The organism is Bradyrhizobium sp. RT6a (assembly GCF_040547675.1).
In the GTDB taxonomy this organism is placed as follows: Bacteria; Pseudomonadota; Alphaproteobacteria; order Rhizobiales; family Xanthobacteraceae; genus Bradyrhizobium.
Genome location: NZ_JBEPQC010000002.1, coordinates 168839 through 188322, shown reverse-complemented (window position 1 = coordinate 188322; position 19484 = coordinate 168839). Strand labels below are relative to the sequence as shown.

Here is a 19484-nt window from a genome sequence, read left to right as displayed (position 1 = left end):
CCTCCCCTGTGAAACCAGTGTTTCTCGCGACAGGACCGATGGTTGAGTGCAGGCCGCGCTTCTTCGTGCCCCTATCGTCGCCACGCGTGTTAGGGCTATAAGAATTGGCAGCAGCAGCGTTGAGATTATGACGATATACCGTCCCGAAATCGATGGGTTACGCGCGGTCGCCGTATTCCTGGTCCTTGGTTTTCATGCTTTTCCGGAAGTTGTCCCCGCCGGTTTTGTCGGAGTTGACGTCTTCTTTGTCATTTCTGGATTCTTGATCACGGGCGTCATTCTGGCAAATGACTTTTCATTTGCGGGCTTTTACGCGCGCAGGGCGCGTCGTCTGTTTCCGGCGTTGCTGTTAGTAACCACGACCGCGCTGAGCTTCGGCTGGGTCTTTTTGACGCCCAGTCTTTTCGAAGCGCTCGGGAAACAAGTGGCCGCCGCAGCCTTATTCCTACCCAACTTGCTGTTCTGGTCTGAAGCTGGCTATTTCGATCTTGCCGCATCGACAAAGCCGCTGCTGCATCTCTGGTCGCTCGGGGTCGAAGAACAATTCTATCTGGTCTGGCCGGTATTGATGCTTGTCGGCGTGAGATTCCGTCTCCGAATGGAATGGATGCTTCTCACCATTAGTCTGCTGTCACTTCTGCACTGCTGGGGTCTCAGCCATTTCGGCCACACCTCTGCAGCTTTCTACTCGCCGCTTGCACGGGCTTGGGAATTGTCGGCGGGCGGTTTGTTGGCGGTGATGAAAACGGGAAGCGCCAAGTCTGCCAACTCTACAATCGGTGTGATCGTTGGAGTGTCGATGATCGCACTCGTCGCATTCTTTGGCGGCGGCCAGGCGGCTTGGCCAAACAGGTTCGCGCTAGTGATCGTTGTTGGGTCGATGCTCGCGATCCGTTACGGCGCAACATCGAGACTTGCGATGCGGTCGCTGGGTAGCGGCTTGATGGTTTTCCTGGGCAGGATCAGCTACCCGCTCTATTTATGGCATTGGCCAATCCTGGTTTTCGCCTATATCAAGAATGGCACTACACTCGCGCCATGGCAGGCATCGGCGTGTTTGGTTGCGAGCATCGGTCTAGCAATCCTGACCTACCTGGCGGTCGAAGTGCCGCTCAAGAAGCATCTTCGACTTTCGCCTCTCGTGCGGGGCGCTGTCGCGTCGCTTGCCGTTGTCGGACTGGCCGGCTTTTCAATTGCATTTGCGCATGGAGTCCCCAGCCGGCTACCGGAGGCATTGCAAGCCGCCGTCGCCTACGAACGCTACGATTTCAAGACGGATGCCTACAATCCAGGGTGCTGGCTCGGAAATGACGAGGATACTTCCAAGCTGCTGCCGGTATGCCTGAAGACAAATCGCAGCGACGCCATCGTGATCTGGGGGGACTCTCATGCTGCGCGGCTCTCGCCAGGTCTTCGGGAGGTTTTCGGTTCGGAGCGCATCTCGCAGTTCACCAGAAATGGTTGCGCCCCCCTGCTCGGACTTGGCGAACCTGCGTCGTCGGGATGTCGCGACGGCAATGCGGCGGTCTTCGAGCTAATTCGGAAACACCCCCCCCAGACTGTCATCTTATTTGGTGCCTGGCAGAATTATCCAAACGATTGGAAGACCGGATCAGCGTATGCAGCTATGCTTGAGGAAACGATCGCGACGATAAAGGCAGCCGGCGTAGCCGAAATATTCGTCCTTGGACCTGCTCCGAGATTCGATCCGAGCCTTCCCTCGCGCCTGCTGCAATCTTGGCTGCAGCACAGGTCGGATATGTTGCCAGGCCGCTTGCAAATTGACCTCAGCAAGACACTTGCCATCGAGGACGGAATTGAACGCATCGCCAGAGAGAATGGGACGCGGTACATTTCCCTGATCAGGCTGTTTTGCAACAACGAAGGTTGCCTCACCAAAATTCCAGGCTCAACCAGCGATCTGGTCACTTGGGACTACGGTCATCTGACAACGAATGGCGCAATCCTTGCTGCTCAGGCGATCCAGAAGATGGACACCGCACTATCGACGGCAAAGTGAATAGCGATCGCGTGACACGAGTCCCCTGCTGCCGCGATTTTGTCGTCGCCCAGGGAGAGCACACCAAGACGTTCCGGTTCATGAATGCAGGACGCGAACGACGGTCAACTAGAAAAAGAACCCCGAATGCTGCTCCCCATTCAAGACTGCCTCGCGGAGAGCTCCAATAACACCGTCCCCGTTCAGGTCTTGATGAAAATTGCTCTCTAAAGCGGCTAACGAAGCGCTTGAGCCCAGCACCCCACCGATCAGGTTGCCCGCCTGACCGTCCGCGAATGGCAAACCATCATGCTTCAGTTCCGGGCTAGCGCCGCCATCTCCAAGGTTGCCGAAATAGAACTTAGCGGAGGCCAGCTTGTTCGAACCGAAAGCTTCGATCCCCGCCGTCGGTGCTGGCGACGCACCAATGACCCCGTCTCCGTTCAAGTCCTGATGAAAACTGCTCTCGAAGGACACCAATGAAGCACTTGTCCCTGACACACCACCGATCAAGTTGGAAATGTAGTTGCCATTGCTGTCGGTGCTCCATACCGAGTAGTTATCGGCGCCGTCCACTTTCCACGCTACCTGATATCCGGAGCCGATCTGCTCGACTCCGATAGGACTCCAACCACCCGCCTGGCCCGCCACAAATGGAGAACTGTTATATTTCAGTTCTGGGCCCGCGCCGCTACCAATGTTGTCGAGATAGAAATTACTGCCGACCTGGACCAGCTTGGTCGAACCGAAAGATTCGATCACCGCTGTCGGTGCTGCCGACGCTCCAATTACCCCGTCTCCGTTCAAGTCCTGATGAAAACCGCTCTCGAATGACACCAACGAGGCGCTTGAGCCCGACACACCGCCGATCAGGTTAGAAATATAATTGCCATTGCTGTCGGTGCTCCACACCGAATAGTTGTCAGCGGCGGCCACTTTCCAGGCGACCTGATAGCCGGAGCCGGTCTGCTCGACGCCGATCGGGGTCCATCCGCCCGCCTGACCGTCCACGAATGGCGAACCGTTGTATGTCAACTCCGGGCCCACGCTGCCGCTGCCGACGTCGCCAAAATAGAAATTAGAACCCACCTTGATCAGCTCTGTTGATCCGAAGGACTCAATCACCGTTCTCGATGGTAAACCAATGATGCCGTCCCCATTCAGGTCTTGGTGAAAAGCGCTTTCGAATGACGCCAACGAAGCACTTGAGCCGGAGACGCCACCGACCACGTTGGAGATGTAGTTGCCGTTGCTATCGGTGCTCCACACTGAATAGTTATCGACGCCAATCATCTTCCAGGCCACCTGATAGCCGGAGCCGATCTGCTCAACTCCGATCGGAGTCCAGCTGCCAAACTGCCCGGCCACATAAGCCGTGCCCTGATATTTCAGCGTTGGCCCTGTGCCGGCGCCAACCGGGTCAAGATTATAGAGGCCGCCCGACTGGACGAGCGCAGTCATGCCCATTGCTTCTATCGTGACAGGAATCAACGACGAGCTGGCGACCGTGCTATCTGCGAACTGAAGGTACTCAATGCCGGTGTCGGTATCCACGCCATCGGGCGAGACGCCACGCAAATCCGTGACGGTGAACGTCTGCGTGCTCGCATTGAAAGAAATAGAATAGTTGGCCCTATTGCCCGAATACACCGCCGTATCGGTACCGGCGCCGCCAATAATAGTGTCGTTGCCGCCACCGCCCGTGATCGTATCATTGCCGGAACCGCCGTTCAGTGCGTTGGCGATGGCATTGCCGATGATCGTGTCGTTGCCGGAGCCGCCGATCGCGTTGTCGATGTAGGAACGCGCGTCGTTGTTGTAGAGATAGGAATTGTAGACGTTACCCGACGCGTAATGGCCGTTTCCGAGATTGGCCAGTTGAACCGACGAGAACAGGGACGACGCACCTGGATTGAGATTGATGCTCAGGTTCGTCGTGTAATTCGACAGGTCGTAGGTATCGACGCCGCCACCATCCCAGATCGTCTCGTAGATGCGATTGGCCGAACCAGCGGCACCGCCATTGTCGGCCGGCTGGCCAGCGCCATTGATGAATTCCTGCCCGGTGGTCGGGCTCCACGTATAGACGGTGGTCCCGCCCTGGGTCGTGTAGTTCGCGCCGTACATCGTCTGCAGCGCGAGAATATCGTTGGCCATATAGGTCTGCGGATACCCATAGGCTTCGTTGGTGTAGCCGCTCGTCGTCGAAGCACCGACATAGCTGCGATAGCTCATGACGGTGTATTCGCTGTCGTCGTGCGCGCTCGGCACCGCGACATTGGCGGGGCCGCCCGCTTCCTGACTGTGCTTCAGGCCAAGGGCATGTCCGAGCTCGTGCAACGCAGTCGTGAAATAGTAGTTGCCGAGCGCTGCCAGCGAATAATTGTAGCCGGTTCCGAACCACACGTCGCCACCGGCCGCGTAGTTGCCGGGGTAATAGGCGTAGGATGTCGGATTGGCGGCCGGCGACTGCGCGACCATGATGTCGGCGCCGTTCGTCCCGGCGTACTGGATGCTGGCGTTGGTGTAGCCGACGATCAGTCCGATCGCGTAATTGATGGCCGCCTGCATCTGACTCGGCGCCGAGGCAAAACCCGACTTCGTCGGCTCACCGCTGCCGCCGCTGTAGGAACTGGCGTAGTCGCTTGCAGCGTCCGGAAAGCTGTAGGTGATCGCGCCGGACCATTTGTAGCCCGACAGCAGGCCGTCGATCTCGGCGTTGTTAGTCGCACTGACGTTGACGGTGGTAGCCAAGGGAATCTCCGAAGCAGCAAGCCCCGTTCGATTCGGGGCGCGACAGGTGATTCTAGCTTGAGAGTTAAACGTTTGGTTTAATTTTGGCGAGCCGGTCCGGACTCCTTCCATAAGGCCGTGTTAGCCATCAAATCCCGTAGTCATACGGGCCAGAACAAGGGATGTCGGTTCCGGCCTGCGTGTTGCGAGTGAAATCATGAAACTACGTTCCCTCTCGGCCGGTCTGTTCGGCGCCCTGGTGGCGCTCGTCGGGCCGGACCATCTACCCTTCGGAGGATTGCCTGTCATGGTCGGGAAAGCCAATGCGGACGAGAGTGGCAAGCAAGGCGGCACAGGGGGGCGCGCCCCCTCCGTTCCAATGGCCCGCGACCCCTCGGCTGCGGTAGCAGAGGAGTACGAATCCGCCCGTCGTGTGGGAACGCGGGGGGCCTTCGAGCTGTTCATTGCGCGTCACGGCGATGACCCGCTGGCCGAGCAGGCGCGCGCCGAGCTGAAGCGGCTGGCGCGCTGATCGTCCGCGGGCGCCCTTCAGCTATTGCATTTCGACAGGCGGCATCCGCGCGGCCCAGACCTGCCGCGTGATGTCTTGCCGCATGGTCTTTCGGCACTATGGTAGGCCCACAATCTGTCCCGGAGCCCATCAAGATGCCCTTTCCGCATGCCTCGGAAGCCCTGTCACGCTTCACCGTGCTCGATCTGACCCGCGTCCGGTCCGGGCCCACCTGCGTGCGGCAGCTCGCGGACTGGGGCGCGAACGTGATCAAGATCGACGCGCTCACCGAGGATGCCGGCGGCGAGCAGCCGGGCGGGCCGCGGCGGGGCTCCGACTTCCAGAATTTGCATCGCAACAAGCGGGCGATGACGCTGAACCTGAAGGACGAGCGCGGGCTCGCCGTGTTCAAACGCCTCGCCGCCAAGGCCGACGTTGTGGTGGAGAATTTCCGCCCCGACGTGAAGAAGAAGCTCGGCATCGAGCTGACCGGCGAATTTGCGATGCTGGAACCACTTCTGATTGCCACGAGCGCTGCTTATGCGCTCACCGTGTTGCTGCTCAAGCGCTCGATCCTGAGCGAAAAGATCGTGCGGCGCGGCCAGCACTCGTGCGCGACTACGACATCGCCCCCTTCGACCTACTTCGCGTGAACGAAGTGATGGTGAGGGATGTCGATACCCTGCCCGCGACCATGACCGTCGGCGAAGCGGCATCGTTTTTCTCCGATGGGGAACGACGTCACAAGTCCTATCCGCTGATCGATGCGGGCGGACGGGTCTCCGGACTCGTCAGCCGCTCGGACCTCCTGCGCTGGCGTGCCGCAAGCGCCGATGGTCGCGCCACCCTGTTCGACTGCGCCTCAGACAGCTCGCTCACGCTCGGCTATCCGGACGAGCCCGTGTCGCATGTCGCCGATCGGATGGTTCTGGCCGGCGCCGGACGGTGCCGATCGTCGAGCACGCGACCGGGCATCTCGTCCTGGTTGCCCGCAAGGATCTCCTGCGCATTCGCGCCACAGCGAGATCGGTCGAGACGCGGCGGTCCGCTTTCTTCGGCCCCGGCCGCCGCAAGCCGTCACATCACGCGACCGTCCTCGACGACGCGCCGACGACCTGATCGAGCTGGTCGAGCGAGACTTTGCGCAGGTCCCGGCTCTCGCGCAGCGCCTCGTACCAGTCGACGGTGAGACGCAGACCCTGGGCCAGATCGAGCTGCGGCGTCCAGCCGAGCTCGCTGCGCGCCTTGGCGCAGTCGAGCTTGAGATAGGCAGCTTCGTGCGGGTGCGGGCCGGCATCGGCCGTCCAGCGCGCGCCGTCGCCCCACAGCGCGATCAGATGTTCGACCACGGTCCCGACCGGCACCTCGCTTGCGGCATCGGGCCCGAAATTCCAGCCGCCGATGAAATGATCATCGCCCGCGAGCCGCTCGACCAGCGTGAGATAGCCGAGCACCGGATCGAGGGCGTGCTGCCAAGGCCGCACCGAGTTGGGATTGCGGATGCGCAAGGCCTCGCCCGCAAGGAACGCCTGCATTGCGTCAGGCACCAGACGGTCGCGCGCAAAATCGCCGCCGCCGAAGACGTTGCCGGCGCGCGCGGTCGCGATACGTGCCGCGCCCTTCGCATTGAAGAAGCTGTCGCGATAGGAGTGCGTCACGAGCTCGGCGCAGGCCTTACTGTTGCTGTAGGGATCGTCGCCGCCGAGCCGATCGACCTCACGAAAGGCGATACCCGCCCCGTTATTCTCGTAGCATTTGTCGCTGGTGACATTCAGGATCACCCGTACCGATCGCAGCTGCCGCGCGGCCTCCAGCACGTGCACCGTGCCCATCACATTGGTCGCAAAGGTCTCGACCGGCTCCTCGTAGGACGGCCGCACCAGCGCTTGCGCCGCCATGTGAATGACAATGTCCGGCGCGGCCTCAGTCATTGCGGCGCGCAAGGCGGAGAGATCACGAATGTCGGCGATGCGCTGCCTGATGTCGTCGGCGATGCGCGCCGTCACGAACAGCGAGGATGGATGCGTCGGCTCGAGCGCATACCCGTAGACGCTGGCGCCGAAGCGGCGCAGCAACAGCGAGGCCCATGCCCCCTTGAAACCGGTGTGCCCGGTCAGAAAGACTTTCTTGCCGCGCCAGAATGCGGGATCCGTCACCAGACTCTCCATTTGGCGCGGAGGTTCGCCCATTCGCCCTCCAGGAAACTGCGATCCCGCAGCGAATCCATCGGATGCCAGAAGCCGGGATGCACATAGGCGCGGAGATCGTCCCCACTCACGAGTTGCTCCATCGGCTCGCGCTCCCATATCGTCTTGTCGCCCGCGATGACATCACCGACCGACGGCGACAGCAGGAAGAAGCCGCCATTGATCCAGCCGCCATCGTCCTTCGGCTTCTCCTCGAAATTGACGACCCGGTCACCCTCGATCGCAACCGCGCCGAAGCGCTTTGCAGGCCGCACCACCGCGACGGTGGCGCGCCGCCCATGCGCCTTGTGGAAAGCGATCTCGGCGGCGAGGTCGATGTCGGCGACGCCGTCCCCATAAGTCAACGCAAAGAAAGGCTCGTCCGCGACGTAAGGCAGCACCCGCTTCAACCGCCCGCCGGTCTGGGTGTCTTCCCCGGTGTCGACCAGGGTGACCCGCCATGGCTCGGCAGTTTCGCGATGCACCTCCATTCGGTTTTCGGCCATATGAAAAGTCACATCGGACATGTGCAGGAAGTAGTTCGCGAAGTACTCCTTGATTATGTAGCCTCGGTAACCAAGACAGATCACGAAGTCATTAAAGCCATAATGACTGTAGATCTTCATGATGTGCCAGAGGATCGGACGGCCCCCAATCTCGACCATCGGCTTCGGACGGGTGCTGGTTTCCTCGGCGATTCGGGTACCGAGACCTCCGGCAAGAATTACGACCTTCATTGATCTCTCCAGACGGGAACACGCATTCATCGCAACTTCTATACAAACCGGCCGCGACCGGGAAAATCCATTCCAGCGAGAGGTTTAAAGGCAATATCTCAGCAGGAGCAACCCTCTTGGCATTTCCCCTATAGCGGCATGAGGCTGACAGCCTCTCCGAGAACCGGTCGTGCCGTCAAATGGCTATGAAATTGCCGAATGTTCGTCGGCTCGGGGCAGCGGCTTCATCGGGTAGCATGCTTGCTAAAGACCGATCGAGCCCCTAGCGCCAAGGACGGATCAGCGGACAGTTCACCGGCAGCCGGCGCAACATCGCCCATCTGATCGCAAATCTGCTGTTCGAGGCGGTCCGGCACGACGTCACCTTCCCGCTCTACACCGAGGTCGACGCGATCTTCAACCTGGCCTGCCCGGCCTCGCCGATCCACGACCAGCGCGATCCCGTCCAGACCACCAAGACCTCGGTGCACTGCGCCATCAACATGCTCGGCCTCGCCAAGCGGCTCAAAGCGCGCATCTTCCAGGCCTCCACAGCGAGGTCTATGGCGATCGGCTGATCCATCCCCAGACCGAGGATTATTGGGGCAACGTCAGCCCGATCGGCATTCGCTCCTGCTACGACGAAGGCAAGCGCTGGGCCGAAACGCTGTTCTTCGACGTCGGCGAGCCACTCATCAAAAACTCGATCCCGACGAATATCAGGCCAGCAAGCACAAAGGACGCGGCGGGATTGGAGTGCGTCCGCTTTGCTGCCGATATCCCGCCGAAACGAACGCAGCAGCCAAAAGCAGCGCTGCGGCAACACCAACCTCGACTGCGGCTTGCAGTACAAACGTTGTGCGGCTCCGTCTTGTAGCAAGATTGTTGAGCGAACGTTCCGATGCCTTGGCCGAGAAGACCAACCTTCGGCAACAGGTTCAAGGCTTCCTTTGCGAGTATAATTCTAATCGCAAAGGTATCCTCGGTATCGCACGCCACGACCGGCTTCTGCGCATTCTCCACGACAAGCCCGATGATCTTGCCGGACATCGAGGGACGCACGACCAAACCGATGACAATGCTCAGACCCACGACGCCGGCTACCGCAATCTGGCGCCGACTGCCCATCTTGGCCGTCGCAACGAGCGTGACAGCCAGGGCGATGAAAGGATGTCGCACCATTGCTGCGGCAACCACGAACGCAGGCAAGGCGATCAATCCGCCAACAACACGCCATTGAAGCGACGACAAGTTCATTGAAAGCAAAGCAAAGACCAGGAAGCACCACGTCAGCGAAAACACGGTCGGACCTTCGTGGAAACCCAGAACGAGCGGTTGTACTCGCCGCTCCGATCGTAAACCACCGCCCAAGCCGTCAGCAGGGTCCCAACCAAAACGAGCGCCGCCGTGATGTAGGAGAAACGCGAGAGATCAAAACGACTACCCACGGCCCGAAACGCGGGATAGGCGGCCATTGAAAGGGCGAGCAGCGCATAGTCGCGATCAGTCGTCGTTCGACCGTTGACGACTACGGACGCCACCATGAGCGCTGCCAATGCAGCGAACGAATAGTCTGCCGGTAGCGGCTGAAATTTCCTCGCATGACGAGCAGCGGCGCGATCATGACAGCCGCTGTCATGGCTGCATGGCCCTTCGTGCCACTCATGCCATACAAGAGGATAAGGACTGAGTTAGTTGAGATCCAAACCGCTATTGCTGCGTTCGTCAACCAAGTCTTCGTCATCGGTTGATCGCTGACATCCGATTGCCGAGACGATCAATAATCCGATCGTTGTGACGGGAGGTGCAAAACGCCCAATAGCATCGATGTCAATCATGACTACGAGCAAGACGCGCTACTACGCGTACCTGCTAGCATTGCGGCATCAACTTGTAAATATTGCTGCCAACTGAGCAGGCCTGGGTCGGCGCGCGCTCGTCGGGCACCGAAGAATTCGGTCACTCTGAGCGAACCATGGTCATGCGCATCCACGCTTCCAATCAGTCTTAGCCGCGCCGCGACGCCATCACATCCCGAGTCAGCCGGATGAAATCCGCAACGAACGCCTCTACGCGATGCTCCAGGTTCGGCAACAAATTGCGCACGAACGCAGGCCCGGCGGTTTGCGCAACCTCCGACATGTGATCGGCCAGCGACTTGGGATCGCGGATGCCGAAGTATCGCGCGCCCCCCTCGGTCTGTTCGCGATGGACATCGATGTCGGACAGGATCATCGGGACACCAAACGACTTCGCTTCTTCGACAGTGGTGCTCCACCCCTCGCACTCCGAAGGATTGATCAGCGCCGTTGATGCGCGCAAGAGCGCGTAGACATGATCCAGCGGAATCATTCCGAGATGTCGAAAATTCATCTCCAGGCCGCGCCCCTTGACCTCCTTCATCATCGCCTCGAAGAGACCGGGCTCGCGGAAGTCCTGCGTACTGCCGGATGCCGCGACGACGACATCCAGCCCCCGGGATTTCAGCAGATCAAGCGCGTCGACCACGCTTTGATGATTTTTGTGCCGCCAGAACTGGTTTGGCAGATAAAAATACCGTGACGAAAGACCATAATGCGCAATCACCTCGGACGGCTGCGTGGCGAGCAGACTGGCGGGCGGCTCGGTCGCAAACCGGACGACCGAGACGCCGCTCGAATTGCCCGGATAGAACGTCTTGAGATCGCCGAGCGCCGTGGCGCTGCTCAACATGATGTGCCGGCCGGATGCGATCTGAACCCGGAAACCGAGATCACGCCGCCAATATGCGCTCCTGGAGAACAGATGTGGGAGTAGTCGATGCTGGAAATCCGGGAACCATGCGACCGCCGGAAACGGCAGGCGCCAGCCAAAGAAGCGCGCGGATTCGAACACCATGTCGATCCTGCTGGCCGTAAAGGCCGCGGCGGCAGGTGCGTCCAAACCAAAGACAATCGCGCGCGCGAGGTCCGTCGCGCGGGCAAGACCGGTCGCGGCGTGATCGAACACCGGCGAGCGCACGACCTCAACGCCGGGAATGCCGGCCAGCACCGCGATCTCCTCGGGATCGTCCGCCGTTCCGGCAAACACCACGGGGACCACCGTCCCCGGAGAATGCCGGTTGAGCACCTCGAACAGATTGCGTTGATAGTTGTAGCCACCCGCCCATAGCCGACGTGGGATGTTGGTGAATGCAATCCGCAGCGGCGCGCGCTCAGGCACGAGCCTGGCTCCTGAACCATTCGACGTAGTCGGCCAGACCGCGCTCCAGCGGGATGCGCCAATCGAAATTCATGGCGAGCACGCGCCCGTTGTCTGCGAGCAAGCTCGTCGGGTCCCCTGGCCGCGCCACGCCGGAAAAGCGCACGACCGTTTTGCTGTCCCAATGCCTGATCAGTCCCTCGGCAATATCGGCCACGCTCACGCCGCGCCCCGAACCGCCATTGATCACGCCAAAATCATCCTGCCACTCCGCTTGCGCGACGCGCGCAAGCAAGCGAACGACGTCACGAACGTCGGTCCAATCCCTGATCTCGGCCCCCGTCCCGCCGAGATTCAACGCCTCTACCTCGCTCTGCAGCCGAGAGCAGATATCCCAGAGCAGTTGCTTGCGGAGGTGGGGTCCGTAGACAGAGAACAGCCGCACGACCATGCAGTGAATGCCGAAGCTCTGGACGTAGCTTTGGCACAGCTGTTCCATGACCAGCTTGTGGTGTCCGTAGGGCGACATCGGCAGAAGTGCCCCGCGCTCGGGAATCGGACCGGTGTGATCGGCGCCGTAGACCGCGGCGCTCGACACCACGATCAGCCGGCTGCTGGGCGCAAAACTTCGGAGCCATTCGAGCAGACGCGCCGTGCTCGTCACGGTCCGCGAAAAATCCTCGAACGGACGCGCGATCGAGAGCCCGACCGACGACCCGCCGGCCAGATGGAAGACGTGCGACGGCAGGCCGTGCAAGGCGGCGAGCGCATTCAGATTGGCAGCGTCAACTTCACCATTGATCCAGGTCTGCAAACCGAGTGCCTGTGCCTCGGCCGGATCGAGCGCACCGTGGCCGACGCCATGGACCGCATGCCCGGCGCCCGCCAGTTCGCGAACGAGATGACGTCCGATGAATCCGTTCGCACCGGTAACCCACGTGGACATGTCCTAGACCTTGTGACAGACGAACGAATAGAGCCGGCCGGGCCGGTGGCCAAAGCGCTCGGCAAGCGCGAGCAGGGATGCGAAGACGTGCTGCGAGGCAAATGCGGCGCGCCACAGCGGACCGACGGGAATCTTCCGCGTCAATCTTTCGACGACCGCGGATCGCAGCGTCTGCGTCGTATACGGGAACAGATTGATGGCGCTCTGCAGCGGAGCCAGTGTCTCGACACTGGCAAAGCCCGCCGACTTCAGCGCACCGGTATAGCGGTCGAGCAGGTAGGCATGCTCGCCCCCGTAGAGGTGATGCAGCGGGTGCTGATCGAGGAATTTCTGAAGATCGCCTTCCTTGCTGATCACGTGCTCACGCGCTGCGATCAACATACCGCCTGGGCGAAGCACACGAAACATCTCGCGGCAGGCACCATCAAGATCGCGCGTATGATGGAGCACGGCGCGCGCGAAGACGAGATCGAAAGTGTTGTCGGCGAACGGCAGGCGCTCGGAAAACTCCTCGACCACGTGGATGGGCAGCTGCGTGCTCGCCGCAAGAGCCCGGATTGCCGCAGCGCCGACGATGGCGCTGCCATCGGGCTCGAGTGCAGTCACCTCGAATCCGCTCCGAGCCAGCGCGTAGCTGGCAATGCCGCGACCCGCTCCCACATCGAGAGCCGAGCCGGAGCGCCCGGCCAGGAGCGCCGTGACCGCCTGCCATTCGGAACTCTGAAAATAGCGCTCGGCGGCGGCGATCAGCGGATCATCGTAGAAGGCGTCGCGCACGAGCTGACCCTGATCCGGCTGATTGCGCAGCCAGACAACGGCATCCTCCCACGTCGTGAACTTGTCGTCACCGCTCATCGGACCGGAGCTCCCTGACCAGCACAGCCGGATTTCCGGCCACGATCGAGAAGGGCGGCACGTCCTTGGTCACGACTGCCCCGGCCGCCACCACGGCCCCCTGCCCAACCGTCACGCCGCGCAGCACCATGGCTCCCGCGCCAATCCAGGCATCATCGCGGATCCGGACCGGGCTTTCGTCGAGCGAGAGTTCGCGCGGATGACCACTTGTGAAGATCTGTCGGACCTGCGCGTGCCGCGCGGCCGCCCCGATCGGATGGGTCAGACTGTCGAAGACATTTGCCGAATGGGAGATCAGAACCCGGTTTCCGATCTCGATGGAGCCGGCCGACCAGATCCGCGTTCCCTCGCCGACATAGCACCATTCGCCGATCTTGATTTCGCCGCCATGGGCGAAGGTCATGAGTTCGCCGAGGATCCGGCTCTGTGGGCCGATCACGATCCTGTCGAGATCGCCGCGGATGTTCCTGATCCTCGCGCTGGCTCCGAGCGCTGCCCCGTCGCCGAGACGGCAAGTCGCCCGGCCCATCATGCGCTGGATCAGGTAGTCGGTATTGCGGCCGGTGAGCCGCTGGATCAGGAAGTCGAGGGTCATGCAATCAACTGAAATCGCGTCGTTCTGGACGCTCTAGCACGGCTAAACCCGTCCGACGAGGTCGCCGAACTGCTTCCATTGCACGTCCTTGCTGTAGATGTCGCGGATGCGGGTCCGACCAAGCGCAGCGATCTCCGCCATTCTGGGCCAGTCTTGCAGACTGCGTGAAATGACCTCGACGGCCTGTTCGGGGGTACCGTAGGTCTCGATGGTCACGCCCTCCTGCATGCCGGCGGGATAGCTACCGGCGTCGGAGACAAGCAGTGCGCCGCATCCCATCGTCTCGAAGCAACGCATGTTGCCGCGATCCGTGCCGGCCATGTCGATCGCGCCGTTGAACACGATCTTCGACGAGCCAATCAGTTCGTAGAGGGCTCTGCCGAACACCGGCAGCCTCGCAATGGCGGCGATGGCATCGGGGCGCCGGTGCTGTCGCAGTGGCAGCAATCGCCCGATCGTGCTCTCCGCGAGCCTGGTCAGGCGCGATGCATCGAGACAAAGCACGATATTGCGTCTATCGGCGAGCTGCGCGACCTGCTCCAGAGTCCTGGCCCGCACGCGATGGTGGCGCGAGTAGCCGCCGGCGAAGGCGACGTCGATCGGGCGCTCGCCGTGACCATACTCGTCCATCACCGGATCATGCGCCGGAAAGAATGTTTCGACCCGGCATCCGTTGCGGCGCCAGATATCGAGGATCGATGGTGCGTTTCCGAGCACGGCGCGATAGGCCGTGAAATCGGCATTTCCCGACGGCGCGGCACGCCAGCACAGCGCCTTCTTCACGCAGCCCGGCAGCTTGGCAACGAATGCGCTCGGGTACCGCACGGGATCGAGATTGTAGAATACCTCGGTGGCGTGATGCTCGATCTGCGCGAGCAGAATGGCCTCGAGCGTGGGCTCGCCCGACATGCCCTGCTCGCGCGCCCAGCGGCGCTGCAAGACCTCGTCGTCCCCATTGGTGAAGAAGGCCTCCGGCGAACCGTCGAGCACCGGTTGAAGAAAATGCGACGCGCCGAAACGGTCGTGCAGAAACACGCGCCGCCGCTCCGCGAAGCTCTGCGTGCTGGCCGCGAGCTGATCCAACCGCGGCAGATAAGACGGATAGAGGGCGCTATTCTGGAATAGACGCATCGTTTACGCGTACCTCGCCAACATCCATTTCATATTCAGATACGGCCAGATCCGCCCGACCGACTCCCAGTCCCAGGACTTCGAGGCCGTCAAACGGCTGACCGCCGCGCGCAGACCCGCTTCATCCACCAGCTCCGCAAACGCCGGCACATTCTTGTCCAGCAGGTCGGCCGTCCAACTGGCCAGCGGTCCGTTCAACCATTCCGGCATCGGCGAGTTGAAGCCGACCTTGCGGCGCGCGGTGCGGATGGACTCCGGCATCAAATTGGCCATCGCCCGCCGGGCAACAGCCTTGGTATAGCCGTCTGCCGACTTGCTGCTTTCGGGAAGCGCCATCGTATAGGTCACCAGCCGCCAATCCATGAAGGGCATGCGAACTTCGACGCCGTGCGCCATCGAAAGGCGGTCGAAGTTGCGCAGGATGGTGGGCAGCACCGTGCTGTGAAACATCCGATAGAGGCGCTTGTTCAAGCCACCCCATTCACGCGGCAGCACATCGTCCTCCGCTATCAGCGGGAGCGGGGCGGGAAGATTGCGCAGGCCACCGCGCAGAAAATACACGCCCTTGCGCTTGAGGTCCAACGCACGCAGGACATCCACACAACGCCGGGCCAGTTTCGAACGCGACGCGAGGTCCTCTGCCGCGTTCCGTATTTGAAACGCGCGCGCTTGTCCTTCCTGCAAATAGCCGCCCATCAGCTCGTCTGCGCCGTGGCCGTCGAGTGACACCGTCACGTTGTTCTGGGTCAATTGCCGATAGAGCAGCCATATGGCGCTGGGCAACGCGATGTAGACGTCATCGAGGTCGTCGAGAATCTGATCGAGGTCCGTCAGCGCATCGGCCTGTCCGATTTCGAGAAAAGTAGGATCGACATTGGCCCAGACGGCGGCCTCCTCGGCCATCGGCCTCTCGTCGTTCAAGGCGCCGGGGAACGTCGCAACAAAGGCGTGCCGCCATGCCGTGCTGTCGCGCGGCCCCATGCCTTCCTTCTCGTGCGCGGCCATGGCGCAAATCACGGCCGACGAATCAAAGCCGCCGGACAGGCATGTTCCGATCGGCACGTCGCTGCGCATGCGCAGCGCCACAGCATCCTGGAACAGCTCGCGAAAGCGCACGACACGCTCGGCTTCGGTGGCCGGCACCGGCGGCAGATGATCCACGGTCCGCCACCAACGCTTGACACTGACCTTGCCCTGGCGAAGCCACATGCAGTGGCCGCCCTGCAGGCGGCGAACCTGCCGAAACAGGGTCCGCTCGCTTCCTTCGATTCCGAAGGCATCGAGCAGCAGCCGGCGTGCAACCTCCATGTCGACGGAAGTATCGATCAGTCCGCTCCGCACCAGCGCCCGCTGCTCGGACGCGAAGATGAATCGTTCCGGCGACGCGGCATAGAGCAACGGCTTGATGCCGAAGCGGTCGCGCGCAAGGAACAGCTCGCGGGTGCTGGTGTCGAAGATCGCCAAGGCCCACATGCCGTTGAAGCGGGGCAGCATGTCTTCCCGCCAGGCCTGCCAAGCGGCCAGGATCACTTCGGTATCGGATTGGCTGCGGAACACCGCGCCCTGCGCCTCGAGTTCGCGGCGAAGCTCGAGGAAGTTGTAGATCTCGCCGTTGAACACGATCACATGGCGGCCGTCCGCGGACAGCATGGGCTGATAGCCGCCCTCGCCGGGATCGATGATCGCCAACCGGCGGTGCCCGAATGCGAGGCTTCGGTCCGCGCTGAACCAGGTCCCCTCGCCAAACGGACCGCGATTCGCGATCAGGCTGGTCAGCCGCGAGATGTCGGCCGGTTCGACCGCATTGCCACCCAGATTTACGATGCCTGCGATTCCGCACATGTCCTAGACAGCCTTGATGGGCAAGAAGCGACTGACGATCGAACGAATATCTTGCCGGCAAGCCCTTCGATACGGACCCAATTGCGACGCCGCAACCGCGATCGCGAAAATGGTCGCGGCCGTCACCGACGAGACAGCTCCCACCGACCACCAGGACGGCGCGGGCTGGAATGGCGCGCGGTCGAGACCGTCTCGCACCGCCAGCGCCGTCGCGATGCCGATGCCGAGCGGCATCAGCACGCAATGCACGATGCGCGACCACATGCCGGCGACGTCAAAACTACGGCGCAACAGGAAGACAATGGTCGCCATCTGCGCGATCATTCCGGCGCATGCGCTCCAGCCTGCGGCGTGCCATCCGAAGCGTGGCAATGCGATGGCGCTGGTCATGAGTGTGACGACACCCGTGATCAAGGCGATGAGCGCGTTGGAGCGCGACCGCCCGTGCGCCAGCAAGTAAAAGCCGAAGACGTTCGCGCTCGATCCGAGGATCCCGGCAATCGACAGGACGACGAGAACCCGTGCAGCCTCGGCCGCGACCTCGGCGCCGGTCCAAACATGCAGCAGCGGACCGGCCACGGGGATCAATCCGCCGAGCGCGCTTGCGGCCAGGACGTTGAGCACCCATGATGATCGGAACAGCAGATCGACCTTGCGGTCCTCGCTCTCCTCTTGCAGCGTGCTGAAGAAGGGAAACAGGATCTCTCCGACCTTCAGGATACCGATATAGGTCGCCTCCTGCAGGCGCTGCGCAACGCCGTAGAAACCGACGAACTGCGGTTGTAGCAGCGCGCCAAGCAGATATCGATCGGCCTGCCCCGCAAGCAGCGCACCGCCCTGTGCGGCAACCTGCCATCCGCCGAACCGAACCAGCCTGCCAAGCGCCTCGCGATGCAAGGCTGGAGGCGCCAGCCACTGACGCATTTGGCCGCTGCACCAGGCCAGGGCCAGCAGCAGGCCAATCGCCAACCCCAGCGCCTGGCAACCCAGGAATGTCGATGCGTATGGCGCGGCGGGGATCAGGAGGAGCATCGAAAGAGTCGAGACCACGGTGCTGACGATGCCGATCGAGGCGATCCGGGCATAGTCTTGCCGCGCGGTGAACAACGAAATCAAGACCGCCGATACACACTGGCACAACCAGCCGATACCGGCCAGCGCGAACGCCAGCGCGAGATCCTCGGCGGCCGGACCGGCCAGATGAAATCCGAGACGCGCGAGCGGAGCCCCGGCAACCAAAAGGAAAATGGCGATCGGCCCGCCCGCGCCGACCGCGAGCATGACCGCGGTCGCGAACAGGCGTCGCGCATCGTCGCGCTCGGATGGCTCCAGTCGCTGTGCAAGCTCGCGCGACGTCGACAGCCCGAGCGCGTTGCTGAACACCAGTGCCGGCGCAATGCATGCGGTGACAAGACCTGCGACACCGAATGCCGCGAGGCCGAGATGGGTGATCACGAAAGGCAGAATGGCCAGGTTCAGCACCACGGCTACCACGAAGGCCATCGCATTCCAGGCGGAATTCCCCAGCAGATCGGGCGGTGTTTTTCTCAACGTCATGCCAGCCACCCGGCCATCACCTCAGCAAGCCTTGCTCCCTCGGCAATCAGGGTTCCCCTATGTATCGCGAATTGGGGCTAGCAGTCAGTAAAGGGAATGTCGATAGCCGGCGACGGCGGCCGTGCCCAGTCTCTTTCAAGTTTTAGGGCCCGGTTGGCAACTTGTCAGAACGGATCGTCGACGTATGCGGCTCTGCCGGGCAACACGGGCTCTGAGCCCCTCGGACTTGCCATCTTCGGCGTGGAGCGCGGCAAGGAACAGCGGAATATCGGTCCTCCCACGTATGGTCAGCCGGGATCCGCAGGGGAGCTGCAGCGAACGTCGCTCGCAGCGCAGAACCAGCACCAGCACCAGCGACGGGAATTCACCGAGAATCACGCTATCGCAAGGCCAAGCTATGTTTGGCCAGCTCCGCGAAGAAAGCTGCTGCGCTTGGAGATGAAGGCGAAGGGCCGGTCACGTGGTCACCATTGAGATCCTGATGAAAACTGGTCTCAAGCGATTCGAGGATCACGCCCGTCCCTGAAACCACGACCCCGCCGTTGCCGTTGGAAACGAAATTGCCTCTGCCGTCGGTGTTCCAGACCGTGTACTGATCCGTCCCGGGAATATGCAGCGCAACCGGATAACCGCTTGCCGTCCGCTCGGCGCCAATGAAGCTCCAGAAATCGAGTTGGCCCGCCACCAAAGGAACCCATTGTACGAGAACCCTGGACCGCTGGCGTATTAGCCATCAAACGCTGTACGGGCGGCCAGGACAAGGACGTCGGTTCCGGCTAGCTGCGGTGTTGCGAGTGAAATCATGAAACGACGTTCCCTTTCGGCCGGTCTGTTCGGCGCCCTGATGGCGCTCGCCGGGCCGGGCCACCTGCCCCTCGGAGGACTGCCTGTCATGGTCGGAAAAGCCGATGCGGATGAGAGCGGCAAACAAGGCGGCACAGCGGGGCGCGCGCCCTCCGTTCCAATGGCCCGCGACCCCTCGGCTGCGGTCGCGGAGGAGTACGAATCCGCCCGTCGCAAGGGAACGCGGGAGGCGTTCGAGCTGTTCATTGCGCGCCACGGCGATGACCCGCTGGCCGAGCAGGCGCGCGCCCAGCTGAAACAGCTGGCGCGCTGATCCTGCGCGGGCGCCGCCCAGGCATTGCATTTCGCCAGGCGGCATCGGCGCGGCCCTGACCTGCCGCGTGATGCCTTGCCGCATGGTTTTACGGCACTATGGTAGGCCCGCAATCT

The 19484-nt window shown here is 61.8% G+C and carries 17 protein-coding genes and 2 pseudogenes; 6 read left to right on the top strand and 13 right to left on the bottom strand.

Features of this window, described 5'->3' with window-relative positions; translation table 11 throughout:
• Window positions 1-127 precede the first annotated feature (127 nt).
• On the top strand, window positions 128-2020 hold the full coding sequence (locus tag ABIC03_RS10685; RefSeq protein ID WP_354057874.1) for an acyltransferase family protein: 1893 nt from the start codon (window positions 128-130) through the stop codon (window positions 2018-2020).
• A gap of 108 nt (window positions 2021-2128) precedes the next feature.
• On the opposite strand, the gene ABIC03_RS10680 is transcribed toward ABIC03_RS10685, so the two are convergent.
• Window positions 2129-4753 (bottom strand): M10 family metallopeptidase C-terminal domain-containing protein, encoded by a 2625-nt coding sequence (locus ABIC03_RS10680; RefSeq protein ID WP_354057872.1) that lies wholly within the window; start codon window positions 4751-4753, stop codon window positions 2129-2131.
• Window positions 4754-4949: 196 nt separating this feature from the next.
• On the opposite strand from ABIC03_RS10680, the gene ABIC03_RS10675 reads away from it, so the two are divergent.
• From ABIC03_RS10675 to ABIC03_RS10665, 3 genes and pseudogenes are all read left to right on the top strand, one after another.
• Window positions 4950-5264, top strand: a complete 315-nt coding sequence (locus ABIC03_RS10675) for a hypothetical protein (protein ID WP_354057870.1) — start codon at window positions 4950-4952, stop codon at window positions 5262-5264.
• A 134-nt stretch (window positions 5265-5398) separates the two neighbouring features.
• A pseudogene (locus tag ABIC03_RS10670) lies at window positions 5399-5728 on the top strand (CoA transferase); the annotation flags it as partial.
• Between the two features lie 176 nt (window positions 5729-5904).
• Complete coding sequence (locus ABIC03_RS10665; protein ID WP_354059609.1) at window positions 5905-6432, top strand: CBS domain-containing protein; 528 nt, start codon at window positions 5905-5907, stop codon at window positions 6430-6432.
• Here ABIC03_RS10665 and rfbG read toward each other — a convergent pair.
• Window positions 6326-7399 (bottom strand): CDP-glucose 4,6-dehydratase, encoded by a 1074-nt coding sequence (gene rfbG, locus ABIC03_RS10660; RefSeq protein ID WP_354057868.1) that lies wholly within the window; start codon window positions 7397-7399, stop codon window positions 6326-6328. The two genes, ABIC03_RS10665 and rfbG, sit on opposite strands and share 107 nt — an antisense overlap.
• Entirely contained in the window at window positions 7396-8166 is a 771-nt protein-coding gene (rfbF, locus tag ABIC03_RS10655; protein ID WP_354057866.1) for a glucose-1-phosphate cytidylyltransferase, read from the bottom strand. The genes rfbG and rfbF overlap by 4 nt, the downstream gene beginning before the upstream one ends.
• 290 nt (window positions 8167-8456) lie before the next feature.
• Here rfbF and ABIC03_RS10650 point away from each other — a divergent pair.
• A pseudogene (locus tag ABIC03_RS10650) lies at window positions 8457-8824 on the top strand (GDP-mannose 4,6-dehydratase); the annotation flags it as partial.
• On the opposite strand, the gene ABIC03_RS10645 reads toward ABIC03_RS10650, so the two are convergent.
• The 10 genes from ABIC03_RS10645 to ABIC03_RS10600 all read right to left on the bottom strand — a co-directional run bounded on the left by ABIC03_RS10645 (window position 8782) and on the right by ABIC03_RS10600 (window position 18936).
• Window positions 8782-9447, bottom strand: a complete 666-nt coding sequence (locus tag ABIC03_RS10645; RefSeq protein WP_354059698.1) for a hypothetical protein — start codon at window positions 9445-9447, stop codon at window positions 8782-8784. The pseudogene ABIC03_RS10650 and the gene ABIC03_RS10645 overlap by 43 nt on opposite strands.
• Window positions 9435-9689 carry a hypothetical protein gene (locus ABIC03_RS10640; protein WP_354057864.1) on the bottom strand — a complete coding sequence of 85 codons (255 nt, stop codon included), beginning with the start codon at window positions 9687-9689 and terminating at the stop codon, window positions 9435-9437. Before ABIC03_RS10640 ends, ABIC03_RS10645 begins: the two co-directional genes overlap by 13 nt.
• A gap of 463 nt (window positions 9690-10152) precedes the next feature.
• A complete protein-coding gene (locus ABIC03_RS10635; protein ID WP_354057862.1) occupies window positions 10153-11175 on the bottom strand; it encodes a glycosyltransferase family 4 protein in 1023 nt (340 codons plus the stop codon).
• Window positions 11176-11338: 163 nt separating this feature from the next.
• Window positions 11339-12271 (bottom strand): NAD-dependent epimerase/dehydratase family protein, encoded by a 933-nt coding sequence (locus ABIC03_RS10630; protein WP_354057860.1) that lies wholly within the window; start codon window positions 12269-12271, stop codon window positions 11339-11341.
• Window positions 12272-12274: 3 nt separating this feature from the next.
• Window positions 12275-13126, bottom strand: a complete 852-nt coding sequence (locus ABIC03_RS10625; RefSeq protein WP_354057858.1) for a class I SAM-dependent methyltransferase — start codon at window positions 13124-13126, stop codon at window positions 12275-12277.
• Window positions 13116-13721: an acyltransferase gene (locus ABIC03_RS10620; protein WP_354057856.1), complete on the bottom strand. Its 606-nt coding sequence runs from the start codon at window positions 13719-13721 to the stop codon at window positions 13116-13118. The genes ABIC03_RS10625 and ABIC03_RS10620 overlap by 11 nt, the downstream gene beginning before the upstream one ends.
• Before the next feature lie 42 nt (window positions 13722-13763).
• Window positions 13764-14852: a glycosyltransferase family protein gene (locus ABIC03_RS10615; RefSeq protein WP_354057854.1), complete on the bottom strand. Its 1089-nt coding sequence runs from the start codon at window positions 14850-14852 to the stop codon at window positions 13764-13766.
• 3 nt (window positions 14853-14855) lie between these two features.
• Window positions 14856-16694 carry an asparagine synthase (glutamine-hydrolyzing) gene (gene asnB / locus ABIC03_RS10610; RefSeq protein WP_354057852.1) on the bottom strand — a complete coding sequence of 613 codons (1839 nt, stop codon included), beginning with the start codon at window positions 16692-16694 and terminating at the stop codon, window positions 14856-14858.
• A gap of 3 nt (window positions 16695-16697) precedes the next feature.
• Window positions 16698-18251 (bottom strand): oligosaccharide flippase family protein, encoded by a 1554-nt coding sequence (locus ABIC03_RS10605; RefSeq protein WP_354057850.1) that lies wholly within the window; start codon window positions 18249-18251, stop codon window positions 16698-16700.
• 379 nt (window positions 18252-18630) lie between these two features.
• Window positions 18631-18936 (bottom strand): hypothetical protein, encoded by a 306-nt coding sequence (locus tag ABIC03_RS10600; RefSeq protein ID WP_354057848.1) that lies wholly within the window; start codon window positions 18934-18936, stop codon window positions 18631-18633.
• Between the two features lie 117 nt (window positions 18937-19053).
• Between ABIC03_RS10600 and ABIC03_RS10595 the strand changes: the two genes are divergently transcribed.
• Window positions 19054-19368: a hypothetical protein gene (locus ABIC03_RS10595; RefSeq protein ID WP_354057846.1), complete on the top strand. Its 315-nt coding sequence runs from the start codon at window positions 19054-19056 to the stop codon at window positions 19366-19368.
• The last annotated feature ends 116 nt before the right edge of the window (window positions 19369-19484 follow it).